14 protein-coding genes and 1 tRNA gene are annotated in these 15,001 nt (G+C 68.5%); 5 read left to right on the top strand and 10 right to left on the bottom strand.

Annotated elements, in window-relative coordinates; translation table 11 throughout:
- Positions 1-219: 219 nt before the first annotated feature.
- The 5 genes from glnA to rpe all read right to left on the bottom strand — a co-directional run bounded on the left by glnA (position 220) and on the right by rpe (position 4,033).
- On the bottom strand, positions 220-1,632 hold the full coding sequence (glnA, locus tag VGK20_18930; GenBank protein ID HEY2776122.1) for a type I glutamate--ammonia ligase: 1,413 nt from the start codon (positions 1,630-1,632) through the stop codon (positions 220-222).
- Between the two features lie 89 nt (positions 1,633-1,721).
- Complete coding sequence (locus VGK20_18925; GenBank protein HEY2776121.1) at positions 1,722-2,060, bottom strand: P-II family nitrogen regulator; 339 nt, start codon at positions 2,058-2,060, stop codon at positions 1,722-1,724.
- Between the two features lie 289 nt (positions 2,061-2,349).
- Complete coding sequence (locus tag VGK20_18920; GenBank protein ID HEY2776120.1) at positions 2,350-3,153, bottom strand: TerB family tellurite resistance protein; 804 nt, start codon at positions 3,151-3,153, stop codon at positions 2,350-2,352.
- 26 nt (positions 3,154-3,179) lie between these two features.
- A tRNA-Pro gene (locus VGK20_18915) sits at positions 3,180-3,256 on the bottom strand.
- 123 nt (positions 3,257-3,379) lie between these two features.
- Positions 3,380-4,033: a ribulose-phosphate 3-epimerase gene (gene rpe / locus VGK20_18910; GenBank protein ID HEY2776119.1), complete on the bottom strand. Its 654-nt coding sequence runs from the start codon at positions 4,031-4,033 to the stop codon at positions 3,380-3,382.
- Between the two features lie 152 nt (positions 4,034-4,185).
- Between rpe and VGK20_18905 the strand changes: the two genes are divergently transcribed.
- Positions 4,186-5,493: a hypothetical protein gene (locus tag VGK20_18905; protein ID HEY2776118.1), complete on the top strand. Its 1,308-nt coding sequence runs from the start codon at positions 4,186-4,188 to the stop codon at positions 5,491-5,493.
- Between the two features lie 34 nt (positions 5,494-5,527).
- On the opposite strand, the gene VGK20_18900 is transcribed toward VGK20_18905, so the two are convergent.
- From VGK20_18900 to priA, 5 genes are all read right to left on the bottom strand, one after another.
- Positions 5,528-5,674 carry a hypothetical protein gene (locus tag VGK20_18900; protein HEY2776117.1) on the bottom strand — a complete coding sequence of 49 codons (147 nt, stop codon included), beginning with the start codon at positions 5,672-5,674 and terminating at the stop codon, positions 5,528-5,530.
- Positions 5,671-6,984, bottom strand: coding sequence for a 16S rRNA (cytosine(967)-C(5))-methyltransferase RsmB (rsmB, locus tag VGK20_18895; GenBank protein ID HEY2776116.1), 1,314 nt, complete (start codon positions 6,982-6,984; stop codon positions 5,671-5,673). The genes VGK20_18900 and rsmB overlap by 4 nt, the downstream gene beginning before the upstream one ends.
- Complete coding sequence (gene fmt / locus VGK20_18890) at positions 6,971-7,903, bottom strand: methionyl-tRNA formyltransferase (protein ID HEY2776115.1); 933 nt, start codon at positions 7,901-7,903, stop codon at positions 6,971-6,973. The genes rsmB and fmt overlap by 14 nt, the downstream gene beginning before the upstream one ends.
- A 35-nt stretch (positions 7,904-7,938) precedes the next feature.
- Positions 7,939-8,481: a peptide deformylase gene (gene def / locus VGK20_18885; GenBank protein HEY2776114.1), complete on the bottom strand. Its 543-nt coding sequence runs from the start codon at positions 8,479-8,481 to the stop codon at positions 7,939-7,941.
- Positions 8,482-8,563: 82 nt separating this feature from the next.
- On the bottom strand, positions 8,564-10,993 hold the full coding sequence (gene priA / locus VGK20_18880; protein HEY2776113.1) for a primosomal protein N': 2,430 nt from the start codon (positions 10,991-10,993) through the stop codon (positions 8,564-8,566).
- Between the two features lie 174 nt (positions 10,994-11,167).
- On the opposite strand from priA, the gene VGK20_18875 reads away from it, so the two are divergent.
- From VGK20_18875 to aroB, 4 genes are all read left to right on the top strand, one after another.
- Positions 11,168-11,764 carry a hypothetical protein gene (locus tag VGK20_18875; GenBank protein HEY2776112.1) on the top strand — a complete coding sequence of 199 codons (597 nt, stop codon included), beginning with the start codon at positions 11,168-11,170 and terminating at the stop codon, positions 11,762-11,764.
- Entirely contained in the window at positions 11,754-13,232 is a 1,479-nt protein-coding gene (locus VGK20_18870) for a secretin N-terminal domain-containing protein (GenBank protein ID HEY2776111.1), read from the top strand. Before VGK20_18875 ends, VGK20_18870 begins: the two co-directional genes overlap by 11 nt.
- 104 nt (positions 13,233-13,336) lie before the next feature.
- On the top strand, positions 13,337-13,903 hold the full coding sequence (locus VGK20_18865) for a shikimate kinase (GenBank protein ID HEY2776110.1): 567 nt from the start codon (positions 13,337-13,339) through the stop codon (positions 13,901-13,903).
- Positions 13,900-14,991 carry a 3-dehydroquinate synthase gene (gene aroB, locus VGK20_18860; protein HEY2776109.1) on the top strand — a complete coding sequence of 364 codons (1,092 nt, stop codon included), beginning with the start codon at positions 13,900-13,902 and terminating at the stop codon, positions 14,989-14,991. The genes VGK20_18865 and aroB overlap by 4 nt, the downstream gene beginning before the upstream one ends.
- Positions 14,992-15,001: the final 10 nt, after the last annotated feature.

The following is a 15,001-nucleotide window of genomic DNA, read 5'->3' as shown; positions in this document are numbered from 1 at the left end:
ACGGGAGCGAGCCGCGAAACATTGAGCGGCGAGCGCTTTCGCTCGCTCACGCGAGTCCGCCTTGCATCTGGCCCCTTCTCGGCGCCCGGCTCGCGGATGCGCGCTTCGAGAGTTTGGGCCGGGATGCGGCGGCGCTGAATTGCGGCGGCGCTTGTGAAAACGGCCCGCCTCCGTTGCCGGGGGCGGGCCGTTTTGGTTGCAGGGTTGGATGCGTGCGACTCAGCAGTCGTAGTACATCTCGAACTCGTGGGGATGCGGACGCAGGCGGATGGCGTCCACTTCCTTGCTGCGCTTGTGCTCGATCCACGTCTCGATGAAGTCCTCGCTGAAGACGTCGCCCTTGAGCATGAAGGCGTGGTCCTTCTCGAGGGCGTCCAGCGCGTCGGACAGGGAGCCCGGCACGCTCGGGACGTCCTTCAGCTCGGCCTTGGACAGCGAGTAGATGTCCTTGTCGAGGGAGGCGCCCGGATCGAGCTTGCGCTCGATGCCGTCGAGGCCGGCCATCATCATTACCGTGAACGCGAGGTAGCCGTTGGTGGCGGGGTCCGGGAAACGGACCTCGATGCGCTTGGCCTTCGGGGACGGCGAGTAGGTCGGGATGCGCACCGACGCCGAGCGGTTGCGGCTCGAGTACGCCAGGTTGACCGGAGCCTCGAAGCCCGGCACCAGGCGGTGGTACGAGTTCATCGTCGGGTTGGTGATCGCGCAGATCGCGGGCGCGTGCTGGAGAATGCCGGCGATGTAGTGCAGCGCCATCTGCGACATGCCGCCGTACTTGTCACCGGCGAACAGCGGCTTGCCGTCCTTCCACAGCGACTGGTGGCAGTGCATGCCCGATCCGTTGTCGCCGAACAGCGGCTTCGGCATGAACGTCGCGGTCTTGCCGTGGCGGCGCGCGACGTTCTTGACGATGTACTTGAACCACATGAGGTTGTCGCCCATGTCGACGAGCGACGCGAAGCGCATGTCGATCTCGGCCTGGCCTGCAGTGGCTACCTCGTGGTGCTGGCGCTCGACGCGGATGCCGACGCTCTCCATCACCTGCACCATCTCGGTGCGGATGTCCTGCTGCTGGTCGTTCGGTGCGACCGGGATGTAGCCTTCCTTGTTGCGGATCTTGTAGCCGAGGTTCTGGCCGCCGTCCTCGTCGGTGTTCCAGATCGCCTCGTTCGAATCCACCTCGTAGTAGCCCATGTTCTGGCGCGTCACGAAGCGGGCGGAGTCGAAGATGAAGAACTCGGGCTCCGGTCCGAAGTACGCCGTGTCGGCAAGTCCGGTGGACTTGAGGAACTCGGCGCCGCGGCGGGCGATGTTGCGCGGGTCACGGTCGTAGCGCTCGCGCGTCAGCGGATCCTCGACGTCACAGATCAGCGACAGCGTCGGCCGTTCCATGAAAGGATCCATGCGGGCCGTGACGGGATCGGGCACGACGAGCATGTCCGAGGCGTTGATGGCCTTCCATCCACGGATCGACGATCCGTCGAATCCGAGGCCTTCCTCGAAGATGGCCTCCTCGTACTCGCTCACGGGCGTGGTGAAGTGCTGCCACGCGCCGAGCATGTCACAGAATTTGAAGTCCACCATCTCGACCTTGTTCTCTTTGGCGAACTTCATCGCTTCTTTCGCTGTCATTGCAGTCTGGTCCTCCTACTTGGTCCTGGGGGCTGGGTCCTGGACGCGGGCGAATGCGAGTTGGAACAAACGAACCGGTGCTCTTTCGCTCAGAGCGCCGACTCTCCGGTCTCACCGGTTCGGATTCGAACAACCTCATCTACCGTCGTAACGAAGATCTTTCCATCACCGATGCGGCCGGTGCGGGCGGCGGCGGTGATCGCTTCGACGACGGGCTCGACCTGGTCTTCCTTGACGATGACCTCGAGCTTCACTTTGGGCAGGAAGTCCACGACGTACTCGGCGCCGCGGTACAGTTCGGTGTGGCCGCGCTGGCGGCCGAATCCCTTGACCTCGCTGACGGTGATGCCCTGCACTCCGACGCCGCTAAGGGCTTCCTTCACTTCGTCGAGCTTGAAGGGCTTGATGATTGCTTCGACCTTTTTCATTGCTTGCGCTCCTGACGTTTCATGTAGTCCGCCACAGGCGACCGCTGCGTTGCCAAGCCGTCATCCACCACCCGCAGACACCGGTACGGCCGGGGCCTGAGCGCTGGCAAGGTCTGCTCACGAGCTGCGCTTGTCAGGCCTCGGTTGTGCAATTGCGATGCCACGGCCCGCATCGCAAATCCAAAGGGTTCCCCGCCCCTTTTTCGGGGCGGGCGTGCCGCGATTGAAGGCAGTGCCGCCAACTTGTGCAAACCCGGAGCGCCGTACCTAGCATGGCAACGGGAGCCTGTCACAGGGCCATGCCGGCGGCCTTCAAGGTGTCGTAGGCGGCGTTGATCCGCCGCATTCTCTCCTCGGCGACCCTGCGGAACTCTTCACCTAGGTGCGTGACCCGGTCCGGATGGTTCTGTTTGGAGAGCTGGCGCCAAGCCTGCTTGATCTCGGCGGCGCTGGCGCCCGGCTTGAGGCCGAGGACCGCCAGGGCCTCGGCGCTGCGGTCGGGCGCCGCGGCCCTCTGGCCGAACCCGTGCTGGCCGAATCCCTGGTGCCACGCGAAGCCGCGAAGGAAGGGGTCCAATCCGAGGCGCCGGGCAACCTCCTCGAGGATGGCCGCTTCGGCCGGGCTGACGACCCCGTCCGCCCGGGCAACCCGTCCGAGAAGGTCGACGACGATGAAGCGGGCCTGGAGGTCGAACTCCTCGACCAGGCGGGCACACAGCTCGGCCACCGACACGGTCGAGACGCGGGCGGCCTTGATCAGGTCGCGGATGGCCAGCAGGCGCTCGTCGCTGTAGCCGAGCTCGCGCGCGAAGAAGTCCCGGATGACGGTGACTTCGCGGCGGTCCAGGCTGCCGTCGGCCTCGGCCAGGCGCACGAGCAGGTGGACCAGGATGAAGACGAAGCGCTCGTGGCGGGCAGCCGCCATCGGGATCGCGCGGCGCCGCAGCCACCAGGAGCCGAACAGGCCCGCCAGGCTGCTGGCGACGAAGAAGAAAAGTATGACCCGCGCCAGCCCGACCAAGAGCGGCGCTCCACCGATCATCGCGATCAGCAGGAGAAAGAGGAGGCACCCGAGGTTCGGCGAGAAATACACGCGACCGGGCTTTGGAGCCGGTGGGATGGTCGGGGTGAGAGGATTTGAACCTCCGGCTCCTGCGTCCCGAACGCAGTGCTCTACCAGGCTGAGCTACACCCCGCAGCCCGTCGGACCGGCCCTGATAACACGACCCCCGTCACAGGGAAATCCGGAACACGGACGCATTTGCTGCAGTTGCGACGGAACGCCGGGCAGGCGGAGCTCGAGTGCCCTTCCCGGGATTTCAGCGCGTTTTGCCTCGCAGGGCGCCGATCGTCGCGGCGTAGTCGCCGCTCTTGAAGACGGCCGAGCCGGCGACGACGACGTCGGCGCCGGCGTCGATCACCTGCTGGACGTTGCCCGTCTTGATGCCGCCGTCGACCTCGAGCACGTAGCGCCAGCCGTTCTTCTCGCGCAGCTCGCGCAACTCGGCCAGCTTCGGCAGGGAAACGTCCATGAAGGCCTGGGCGCCGAATCCGGGATTGACGCTCATCACCAGCACGAGGTCGGCGCGCTCGAGCGCGTCTCCCAGCGACGCCACCGGCGTGCCGGGATTGAGGACGATACCCGCGCGGGCGCCGCAGGACTCGATCTGGTCGATCAAGGCCGGCAGGTCGGAAACCGCCTCGCGGTGCACGCTGACGTAATCGGCGCCGTTTGCGACGAACTGCTCCACGTAGCGCTCCGGGTGCTCGATCATCAGGTGCACGTCCAGCGGAAGGTCGGTCGCACGATCGATCGCGCCCACGATATCGGGGCCGAGCGTGAGGTTGGGCACGAAATGCCCGTCCATCACGTCGACGTGGATCCAGTCCGCACCCGCCGCGGTGACTGCGCGCACTTCTTCGGCGAGGCGTCCGAAATCGGCGGAAAGGATCGACGGGGCGACGCGAATCACGCGGCCTTATACGAGTGCGACCGCAAGCGGGCAACCGCGCGTCGATCGCCGCGCGACGTTGCGCAGGCGAGCCGGCGGCGATCGTTCGTCGCCACAGTTGCGCCGGTTCGGGGTTGCGAGCCTGTCGCTGCCGGACCTACACTTCGCGACCAATGAACGGGATCACTACGCCGCCCGGCGGCGACGAGGAAGCCGCCGCGACGGTGCGGGCGCAGCAGGCCAGTGCCCTCGGTCTCGGCATTGCCCTCGCGCTCGTGCTGCTCGAGCTCGCGCTTCGCGTCGCGCCCCAGGCCATCTCCCCGAAGATGCTCGTGCTGTTCGAGCCGGGCCTTCGCGCGTCGATCGCATCGGGTACCTATCCGCTGCAGAACGAGTTCCGCTCCATCGAGCGCGACGACGGCGGGCCGCCGCTCTTCGTCGAGCTGCCGCGCACGCGCATCGTGTCGGTCGACGAGCCGCAGGACCATGCGACGCGCTTCACCGACGAAGCCGGTTTCTGCAACCCGCCGGGGCGTTACGAAGGCCACGACAGGATCGACGTCATCGCGATCGGCGATTCGTTCACCTGGTGTCATGCGCTGGTGCCGGAGAAGGCCTGGCCGGCGCTGCTCGGCGAAAGGGACGGAGTCTCGACGTTCAGTCTCGGCCTCGGCGGAAACGGTCCTTACGAGTACCTGCAACTCCTCGAGTCTTTCGGCCTGGCCAAGCACCCGCGCGTCGTCGTGATGAACGTGTACGGAGGCAACGACCTGCGCGACGCCCAGCGCTACATGGACTACCACGAGGCGGTGGAACAGGGCCGCCAGCCGCCCAGCGACGGACCGCAGCCGATCGCGCCGGAGCTGCTCGCCAGCTCGGTGGGCCGCCACAGCTACGCGCTCAACCTGCTGCTCGCCGCCGCCAGCCAGCTCGCCGCCGGCGCCGCGACCGGCTGGGAGCGCACCGGCATCGATTTCCATTATCGCATCGACGTCGAGGGCGGCGACCTCGCGTTCAACGTCGAGAACCGCGACCGCGACGAAGTCGTGATGGCGCGGCGACTGGTGGCGGGAACCACCTCGCCGCAGGTCTGGGAAGCGGCGCTGCGCCGCTTCGCTTCGATGGCTCGCGATCACGGTTTTTCAGCCGTCGTCACGTACACGCCGTCGGCGCACGTCACGTACGCCGGCCACGTGCGGTTTTCCGATCCGTCCATCGAGCCGCTGCTGACGCGGCTCGACGAAGAACAGCGCGACTTCCTTGCGTCGCGCGCGCCGGCTCTCGGGATCCTGTTCGACGATCTTACGCCCGAGCTTCGCGCCGCCGCGAGCGATCGAGGTGCCGGCTCCCTGCTCTACGATCCGGTGCACATGCATCTGAGCGCGCGCGGCAATGTCGTGCTTGCCGACGCAGTCGGGAGCTTCCTGCGCGAACGCGGCCTCGTCGGCAGCGCGGCGGTGGTCGCCAACGCGCAGCCCTGATCGATTGCTCGACTGCGCGTGTCCGGGTCGCCGGCTAGCCGGCCAGCAGCAGCGCCGTCGCGCCGACCACCGCCATCGTCGCGCGATTCATCCTCAGGCGCGGAATCTCGCCGGCCGCGACCGCGGCCAGTGTCGCCAGGCCGATGGCGAGGGTCGCAACCGAGGCCGCTGATCCAATCACGAATGCTCCGCTTTCTTCGGAGGGCGGCGAACGAGCCGCACGGCGAAAAATCCGTCGAGTCCGTCGCGATGCGGGAAAGTCCTCAGCGCGCCGCTGTCGTCGACGAGCGCCGCGGGCACTGCGTCCGCGGCGTCGCGCGAAAATTCCGAATGGGATTCGAGAAACGCCGCAACGACGTCATCGTTCTCGGCGCGCGCGATCGTGCACGTCGAGTACACGAGGCGTCCTGCGGGCTTCACGAAGCGGGAAGCGGCGTTGAGAATCGAGCCCTGCCGCCGCGCAAGATCGTCGAGGTCGTCGCGCGAGCGGCGCCAGCGGATTTCGGGATGCTGGCGCAGCGTGCCCAGTCCCGAGCACGGCGCATCGACGAGGACGGCGTCGAAACGGCCGACTTCCGCTTCGAGCTGCTCGACCGCACGAGCGTGGAAATCGACGCGGCATTTCGCTGCGCAGGCGTCGAGAAGGGCTCGAACTCTCGCGCCTGCCTGCGGCGAAGGATCGCAGGCAACGACGCGGCCGCCTGCACCGACGGCGGCGGCGATCGCCGCGGTTTTTCCGCCCGGCGCGGCGCATGCATCGAGCACCGCTTCTCCAGGCCGCGGCTCGAGGAGCTGCACGACGAGCTGCGAAGCTTCCCCTTGCGGGACCGCGACGCCGTCGAAGTGACGCACGGGTCCGGCTACGAGCATCGCCGAGCTCGCGAAGCGGCCGGCGGTTGCGTCGATGCCGGCCGCGCGCAGCGTATCGACGGTGACGTCGCGATTGCCGAGCACGCGGTAGCAGGTCGGAGCCGCATCGTTGTCCGCCGCCATCAGCAGCGCGGCAGGCTCGTCGCCCAGCTCTTTGCGCCACATCGCGGCGAGCCAGTCGGGATGCGAAAGGGAAACGCCGATGCCCGCGTTGCCTCGCGGCGCGGGCGCCAGTCCCTCGCGCTGCACCCGCCTCAGCAGCGCGTTGACGAATCCACGGGCTCCAGGGGCGCGGCGCGTGACGAGGTCCACCGACGTCGCGACGGCCGCGTGGTCGGGAACCCGGTCGAGGAACGCCATCTGGAACAGGCCGAGGCGCAGCGCGACGAGCACGACCGGCTCGATGCGCCGCACTGGTCGCGCGGCGTACGCAAGAATCGTGTGGTCGAGCGTGCGCTGTCGCGCGAGCACGCCGTAGACGAGACGGGTTGCCAGCGGGCGGTCCACGTCGCGAAGCCGCGATCCGTCAAGGGCCAGCGACAGCGCTTCGTCCGACCAGGCCCCGTCTTCGACGGCGAGGAGGACGGCGGCGGCGAGGCGTCGCGGGTCAGATTCCGTCATGCAGCACGTGGGGCGGGTCGCCGCGGTCGCGAAGCCCGAGCGCCCAGTCGCGCGCAGCCATCGCGCGCTTGCCCTCGGGCTGCACGGTGTGGAGCGCGAGCGCTCCGGTTCCGCAGGCAACGACGATTGCAGCGCCGCTTTGCGCGATGATCGTGCCCGGTGCAGCAGGCGTTGCCGCCGGTGCGGCCACCCGCGCCTCGAGAATCTTCAGTCGCGCCCGTCCGTCGAGCGCGAACGCGCCCGGCCGCGGTGCGAATGCACGCACGCGCAGCCACAGCGCGTGCGCGTCTTCGCCCCAGCGGATCGCCGTCTCTTCCCTGCGAAGCGGTGGAGCAAAAGTCGCGCGGGCGTTGTCCTGGGCAACGGGATGAACGCTGCCGCTCGCCACGCGATCGACGGCTTCGACCAGCATCTGCGCCGAAAGCCCGGCGAGCTGTTCGCGCAGCGATCCGCCGGTCGTCTCGTCGAGTATCGCGACCTCGCTCGCAAACAGGATGTCGCCTTCGTCGAGGCCTTCGTTCATCTGCATGATCGTGACGCCGGTGCGGGTAAGGCCGGCGAGAATGGAGCGCTCGATGGGCGCCGCGCCGCGCAGCTCCGGAAGAAGGGACGCATGCGCATTGATGCAGCCGAGGCGCGGCGCGGCAAGAGCGGCAGCCGGCAGGATGCGCCCGTATGCGACGACGACGCCGAGATCGGCGCGAAGCGAATGCAAGCGCTGCAGGAACGTCTCGTCGCGCGCCGAAGCCGGCGCGAGCACTTCGATGCCGGCTTCTTCGGCGACGCGGCGCACGGGACCGGGCTCGATGTTGCGTCCACGTCCGCGCGGCTTGTCCGGCCTGGTGACGACCGCGCGCACGCGGTGGGGCGACTCGAGCAGACGTCGCAGGGAAACGGCCGCATATTCGGGCGTCCCCATGAAAACGAGGTCGAGAGCGCTGGGAGAAGGGGCCGTCAGAGGATGGTGCCTGCGGGAGACTCGGGGTCTTCGACCAACTCGGGATTCTCCTTGCGCAGGCGCTTGCGATACAGCTCGCGCTTCAGGCGGGAGACGTGGTCGATGAACAGCGTTCCTTCGAGATGATCGATCTCGTGCTGGAGGCACACGGCTTCCAGCTCGCTCGCCTCCACCTCCACTTCCTTCTCGTCGAGCGTCCAGCCGCGTACGAGGATTTCGCGCGCGCGCTTCACTTCGGCGACGTAGTTGACGATGCTCAGGCAGCCCTCTTCCCAGACGATCGAGCCGTGCGACTCGACGATCACCGGGTTGATGATCTTCAGCAGGTTCTTGCCGCGGTTCTGGGAATCGATGTCGACGACGATCACGCGCTCGAGGACGCCGACCTGGGGAGCCGCCAGCCCGATCCCGTTGGCGATGTACATGGTGTCGACCATGTCGTGGAGCATGCGCGCGGTGCGACTGCTGATCTCGCGCAGCGGATGCGCCTTCTGCTTGAGCACGCGGCTCGGGTATTTCTTGATCTCGAGGACGGACACATCGGCCAGTCAACGGCAAAAAAGCCGCAATCGCAACACGCCCGCACGAGGCCCTGCGACGATCCGATGGCCCTCGACAGCGTCAGAACATGTCGACCGGATCGACGTCGGCGAGCACGCGCACGCGTGAGGCCCGCGCGGCGATCGCGACGCTGGCGCGGCCCTGGGCCAGCGCCGCTCGCACCAGCGTCGAGTGGACCGAACGCACCTGCACGTGGAAGCGATAGCGCTCCTTGATGCGCTCGATCACTGCCGGTGCGGGACCGCGCACCGCGAACGCGGGATCGCTGCGGCCGCACTCGCTCATCGCGCGAGCGGCCTGCGCCGCCAGCCGATCGACGACGCTGCGCTCTGCTCCTTCCAGGCGCAGCATTCCCATGCGCGTGTGGGGCGGGTAGCCGAGCTCGGCGCGCGCTGCGAGCTCGATGCGCGCGAAACCGTCGAACTCGTGGGCCGCGGCCATCGCGATCGCGGGATGTTCGGGCTGGTACGTCTGCACGAGCACGCGGCCCTGGTCATTGCCGCGGCCCGCGCGTCCGGCAACCTGGGCGATGAGCTGATAGGTTCTCTCGCTTCCGCGGAAATCGGGGATCGACAGCGACATGTCCGCCTGCACGACACCGACCAGCGTGACGCCGGGAACGTCGTGTCCCTTGGCGATCATCTGGGTGCCGAGCAGCACGTCGACGTCGCGTCGTCGCCAGGCGGCGAGCGTTTCGGCGAGCAGCCCGCGCTGTTCGGTGACGTCGCGGTCGAGGCGGGCAATGCGCGCGCGAGGCAGCAGCGATCGCACGGCAGCCTCCAGCCGCTGGGTTCCGAGGCCCTGGGAGAAAAGCGCGTCCTTGCCGCAGGACGGGCACACCGACGGGATCGCGCGGCGCGCGTCGCAGTGGTGGCAGCGCAGCGAGCGGTCGCCCTGGTGCACCGTCAGCGCGACGCTGCACGACGAGCACTCCATCGAGGAGCCGCAACCCCAGCACTGCAGCGAGCGCGCATAGCCGCGCCGGTTGAGAAACAGCAGCGTCTGCCCGCCGGCATCGAAGTTGGCGCGGATCGCGTCGATGAGCGCCGGGCTCAGCCCGCCGGCCGACTCGATGTCCTTGCCGCGCAGATCGACGACTTCGATGCGAGGCGGTGGGCACGGCGTGACGCGGTTCGGCAGCCGCAGGTGGCGATAGCGCCCCTCGATCGCATGACGCCAGCTTTCGAGTGAAGGTGTCGCCGATCCGAGGAGCACGGGGCAGCCCTCGATGCGGCCGCGCATCACTGCAGTGTCACGTGCGTGGTAGCGCACGCCGTCGTCCTGCTTGTACGACGCATCGTGCTCTTCATCGACGACGATCAGGCCTACCGACGGCAGCGGTGCCAGCACTGCCGAGCGCGCACCGACGGCGACCCGCGCCTGCCCGCGCGCGATGCGCCGCCATTCGTCCCAGCGTTCGCCCGGCGTCAGGTCGCTGTGCAGCACTGCCACGAGGTCGCCAAAGCGGGCGCGCAGGCGCGCGACTACCTGGTGCGTCAGAGAGATTTCGGGCACCAGCACGAGCGCGCCTTTCCCGCGCGAAAGCGTCTCTTCGATCGAACGAAGGTAGACTTCGGTCTTGCCGGCCGCCGTCACTCCCTGCAATAGCAGCGTCGAAAAACTCTCGAGGCAGCCTGTGACGCTGTCGACTACCCGCTGCTGGTCGTTCGTCAATTCGGGCGCCTGGCCCGCCTCGACGTAGTCTCCCGGCGCACGCAGGCGCTCGGTCTTGATGCTTCGCACCAGCCCCGCCTCGACCAGCGGCACCAGCGACTGGGCGGCCGACGGGAACAGCTCGCCGAGCTCGGACATCGTTGCGCGGCGTCCGGGCGCGCGCACGAGGTGGTCGAACAACGCGCGCCGCTTCGGCGCGCGGCTGAACATCGTCGATTCCGTCAGCTCGTCGGGCAGGCGTTCGACGACGATCGTCGTCTCGAACTGGGTGCGCGCCCGCGGCGCCGCCATCACGTCGTCGATCGACACGACGCCGCGCGCGCTCATCGCCGCAAGGGAGCGATCGATCGATCGCCGCCCTACCGCCTGCGCGATACGCGCGAGCGGCGTAGGCCGGCCGGCTTTCGCGAGCAGCGCAAGGATCTGCGTTTCGAGCGGATCCTCGCCGGTGGCAGCGGTGTCGTGGAGCGAGACGACGCGCTGGGACGTCGTCGTCAGCGCGCGGCCGACGGCCAGTGCCAGGGCCTCGCCCACGGGGGCGAGGTAGTAGTCCGCCATCCACTCGAGAAGCTCGAGCAGTTTGCCCGGCACGATGGGGCAATCGTCGAGCAGCGAGATCAGCGGACGACAGGCGACTCCGTCGGGCGCCGTGTCGGCCATGCCGACCACCAGCGCGGTGACACGCCTCGGGCCGAGCGGAACGACGACGCGCACGCCGACGGTCACGACGCCGGCGAGCGCGTCGGGCACGGAGTACGTCAGGCGCGCCAGCGAGGCGACTGCCGGCAGCGGGGTCACGTGGACGAAACCAGGCACCGCCCCAATGTTTTCATGGCGTGGCGGCGAAGCCACGAGCGGCGTGCTCATGTGCAGAGCGGCAGCACCTGCGCCGCCGCGTTCGCCCGGACGCTGCCGCGCCATCGTGGCCGGTCGTCTTTCCATTACAGCCGCGTCGTTGCGCGAAAGCCTTGCACCGAGCGACTCTCGCGCATGTCCGTCCCGCTCCGTGCCCGCCGCGCAACGTTCTGGTACCTGGCTTCCGACCGCATCGTGGCGGCGGTCGTCGCTCGCGCCGAGCGGGAGCCGTTGCTGGAGGCCTGCGCAGCGTCGTACTCGCCGCCCGTGGCCGGTTCCCTCTTCGCTCCAGGCGTCCTCGAGATCGCGTGGGTGCTCGGCTGCGAAAAGGCGTGGCACGTGGCGGCGCTCGCGGCGCCGTTCTGCCGCGTCGGATCGGCGAACCGGTCGCCGGCAGACGAGCACGGCGGGGACGCCATCTCGGGATGCTCGAGCCTGGTCAGCGGCGCCGAGGGCCTGACGGCGTGGGCTGACGAGGCGGCCGTCGCGCATGCGGCGGCCATGTTCCGGCGGGCGCGTTTGCGACTGGCGGCGCTCGACTGCGAGCCGTGCGCGCTGGCGTCGCTGGCCGAGGCTCTCGGCAGCGCCGACACCGAGGGTGCCCGTCGCCAGCACCTGGCGGCAGTCTCGGTGCTCGCCGGCACCGAGGGCAGCGCCGAGGCGCTCGGCGGCGATCTTGCGGTGCCGGTCGGTCTTGCGGTGGCGTGGTTCGGAGCGGGCCGTGCGCACTGACCTTCTCGCTGCGGGAAAGCGCAGCGACCGGCGCCGGCGCGCCGCCGCCGTGCTCGCGCTCGCCGGCACGGTCGCTGCGACGTCGCTTGTATCGCGACGCCTGCTGGCACCGTTCGGGTCGTTGCAGGTTTCCCGGCAGGTGGCCCTTCCCGCGGTGTTGCACCCCCCTGCGCCGCCAGCGCTGCCGCTCGCTTCTACGGCTTCCGAGCTAAAGACGAGGCCGCTGTCGGCGTGGCTCGGCGATGTCGCAAGGGACGCGAACAAGGACCTCGTCCTGAGTCCCGATTTGCGCGGCGACCTTACCGCGAGCGCTTCGGCAGCGCTCGACTGGAAACAGCGCCTGGAAGCGTATGCCCACGTGTTCGGCTTCGACTACTCGATTGCCGACGACATGATCGAGGTGCGGCGTCCGTCGCCGCATCGCGACGACCAGACGAAAGGCGATGCCGCAACGCCCGTCGAGGTCGCGCAGCCGGCATCGATCGCTGCGGCATCACCGCCTGCGGCCACATCGCCCGCGGTCGCTCACGACCCTGCGAAACACGACGAGCATCCAGGTGCATCGCTGAGGCCACGCGTCGTGCACCTGGCCCACGCAACGGCAAAGGACACGGCGACGATCCTCGCGCACGCCGGCGAAACGCTCGGCGTTTCCGTCGCGGCCGACGCGGCGTCCAATACTCTCGTCCTCACCGGTGCGACCGATGCCACGGCGCACCTTCTTGCGACGATTTCCGAGCTCGACCGGCCGCAGAGGCGCATCCTGCTCGACGCGAAGATCGTCGAGTGCTCGCGCACGGCGCGCCTGGATCTCGGCGTCGAATGGAAGCTCACCGGTACCGTTGGAAGCGAGGTCAAATTCCCTCCGCCGGTGAGCGACGCCGGCAGCGCCGCGCTCCTCATTGCTACTCACGGTGCCTCGGCGCTGGATGCCCGACTTTCCGCGCTCGAGGCCAGCGGCAAGCTGCGCGTCGTCTCGAGACCGAGCGTCGTGATGCTCGAAGGGAGCCCGGCAACGGTCGAGAGCGCGCGCATTCTTCGCATCCGGCTGCCGAGCCACGGCACCGTCGTCGGCAATGACACGACGGTGCCGGCAAGCGATCGTGCGACGGAGGAAATTCCGGTGGGCGTGCGGCTGGAAGTCACACCGTCCATTCGCGGAGGCAGCCGCGTGCTGCTGCGGATCAAGGCCAAGTCGAGCAGCCTCGGTGCACCACTTCCGCCGGATGACATTCCCGAGGAGCTCAGCCGCATGGTCGACGCCGAGGTCCTCGTCACGAGCGGGGAAACCGCAGTGCTCGGCGGATTGACGCGCGAAGCGGCCACCGCCAACGACGCGGGAATCCCGGGAATCCACCACGTGCCGGTACTGGGCTCCCTGTTCGGCAAGAGCTCCGACCTGCACGAAGAGGAAGAGCTTCTCGTGCTGGTGACGCCCCGGGTTCTCGACGATGCGACCGCGCCGTGATCCGCCGGTGAATTCGCTCGCCAGCGCGCTGCGCATACGAGCGGATGCGCCCCGCCGCAGCGCGTTCCATCGGAGTCGGGCCGTGCTAGTCTTCTCCTTTGGCCATGCTCCACGTCGTGATCACAGGCTTCATGGCCTCGGGAAAAACCGCCGTCGGAAAGCGCCTCGCCCGCCGCCTCGGCTTCGACTTCGTCGACACCGACCAGGTCATCGAGGAGAAATCCGCGACGTCGATCTCCGAGATCTTCGCGCGCAGCGGCGAGGCCGGCTTCCGTCGCCTCGAGCGCGAGACGATCGCGGCCCTTTCGCTGCCGAGGCCGTCGGTGATCGCAACCGGAGGCGGCACCTTCGTCGATCCGGACAACCGCGCAGTGCTGAAGGCGCTCGGTCCGGTGGTATGCCTCGTCACCTCGCCGCAAGTGATCCTCGATCGCGTGGCTCGCTCGGATAAACGGCCGCTGGCCTCGGGGCCGGGCGCCGGCGAGCGTCTGAGGAAGCTGTACGAGGAGCGGTTGCCTGCCTACCGCAAGGCCGACGTCATGGTCGAAACCGACGGGCTCAGCGTCGAGCAGGCCGCTGCGAGAGTTGCCTCGGCGATCGCGCCGCGGCTGCGCGGAAGCGGACGCAGCGACGCGGAAATGCGCACGCCGGCCTCGGGAAACAAGCGATGAACGACCGTATCACCGTGCCCGTTCGCCTGGGCGAGCGCTCCTACGATTGCACCGTCGGCTCCGGTGTCCTGCACGATGCGGGCAGCGCGGTCGCGGAGCTGGCGCCGAGCCGGGTGTTCGTCGTGACGAACACCGTCGTCGCACCCCTGTACCTTCGCGCGCTTCTCGAGTCGTTGCGCCGCGCCGACTCGTCGCTGGCCGCGACTGCGCTCGCGATCACGCTGGAAGACGGCGAGCGCCACAAGAACATGGCCAGCGTCGAAAGGATCTACGACGCCTGTCTCGACGCGGGCATCGACCGCGGCGCCGTGCTCGTCGCGCTCGGTGGCGGCGTGGTCGGCGACCTGACGGCATTCACAGCATCGACCATCCTTCGCGGCGTGCGCTTCGTGATGATTCCGACGACGCTGCTGTCGCAGGTCGATTCCAGCGTCGGCGGAAAGACGGGAATGGACCGACGCCAGGGCAAGAACCTCGTCGGCACGTTCTGGCAGCCTTCGGCCGTGCGGATCGATCCGGACACGCTCGATTCGCTGCCGGAGCGCGAGCTCGTCGCAGGCCTGGCCGAGGTCGTCAAGGCCGGCATCATCCTGGATGCGCAGCTTTTCGAACGCCTCGAGCGCGACGCCGGCGCGCTGCTCGCGCGCGACAAATCCGTTCTGCGCGACGTCATCGCGCGCTGCGTGGAGATCAAGGCTGACGTCGTCGAGAAGGACGAGCGCGAAGAGACCGGGCTGCGGCGCATCCTCAACTTCGGCCATACCGTCGCGCACGCCGTCGAGCAGACCACCGGGTACGACCGCTTCCTTCACGGCGAGGCGGTGGCGATCGGCATGGGAGTGGCCACGCGCCTGTCGGCCGGGCGCGGCCTGTGCGCGCAGGGCGACCTTCGACGCATCGAGGCGCTGCTGGAAAAATTCGGCCTGGAACACCGGGTTCCCCCCGGCCTCGACCGCGAGGCGCTCATGCGGGCGATTGCGCTCGACAAGAAGGCCCTGCGTGGCCGGGTCGCCTACATCGTCTGCGAAGCGATCGGGTGCTGCAGGGCGGAAACCCTCGAGGTGGCCGAGATCGCCGCTTCGATGTAGAGAGGAGGAT

It is taken from the genome of Candidatus Binatia bacterium, from assembly GCA_036493895.1.
GTDB lineage: Bacteria > Desulfobacterota > Binatia > UBA1149 > CAITLU01 > DATNBU01.
This window is presented reverse-complemented; position numbering and strand designations above follow the sequence as displayed.

Bases quoted from the DNA above. Each gene is read 5' to 3' on its own strand.
- glnA (HEY2776122.1), bottom strand. From the start codon at position 1,632: ATGACAGCGAAAGAAGCGATGAAGTTCGCCAAAGAGAACAAGGTCGAG.
- VGK20_18925 (HEY2776121.1), bottom strand. From the start codon at position 2,060: ATGAAAAAGGTCGAAGCAATCATCAAGCCCTTCAAGCTCGACGAAGTG.
- VGK20_18905 (HEY2776118.1), top strand. From the start codon at position 4,186: ATGAACGGGATCACTACGCCGCCCGGCGGCGACGAGGAAGCCGCCGCG.
- rsmB (HEY2776116.1), bottom strand. From the start codon at position 6,984: ATGACGGAATCTGACCCGCGACGCCTCGCCGCCGCCGTCCTCCTCGCC.
- fmt (HEY2776115.1), bottom strand. From the start codon at position 7,903: ATGGGGACGCCCGAATATGCGGCCGTTTCCCTGCGACGTCTGCTCGAG.
- VGK20_18875 (HEY2776112.1), top strand. From the start codon at position 11,168: ATGTCCGTCCCGCTCCGTGCCCGCCGCGCAACGTTCTGGTACCTGGCT.
- VGK20_18865 (HEY2776110.1), top strand. From the start codon at position 13,337: ATGCTCCACGTCGTGATCACAGGCTTCATGGCCTCGGGAAAAACCGCC.
- aroB (HEY2776109.1), top strand. From the start codon at position 13,900: ATGAACGACCGTATCACCGTGCCCGTTCGCCTGGGCGAGCGCTCCTAC.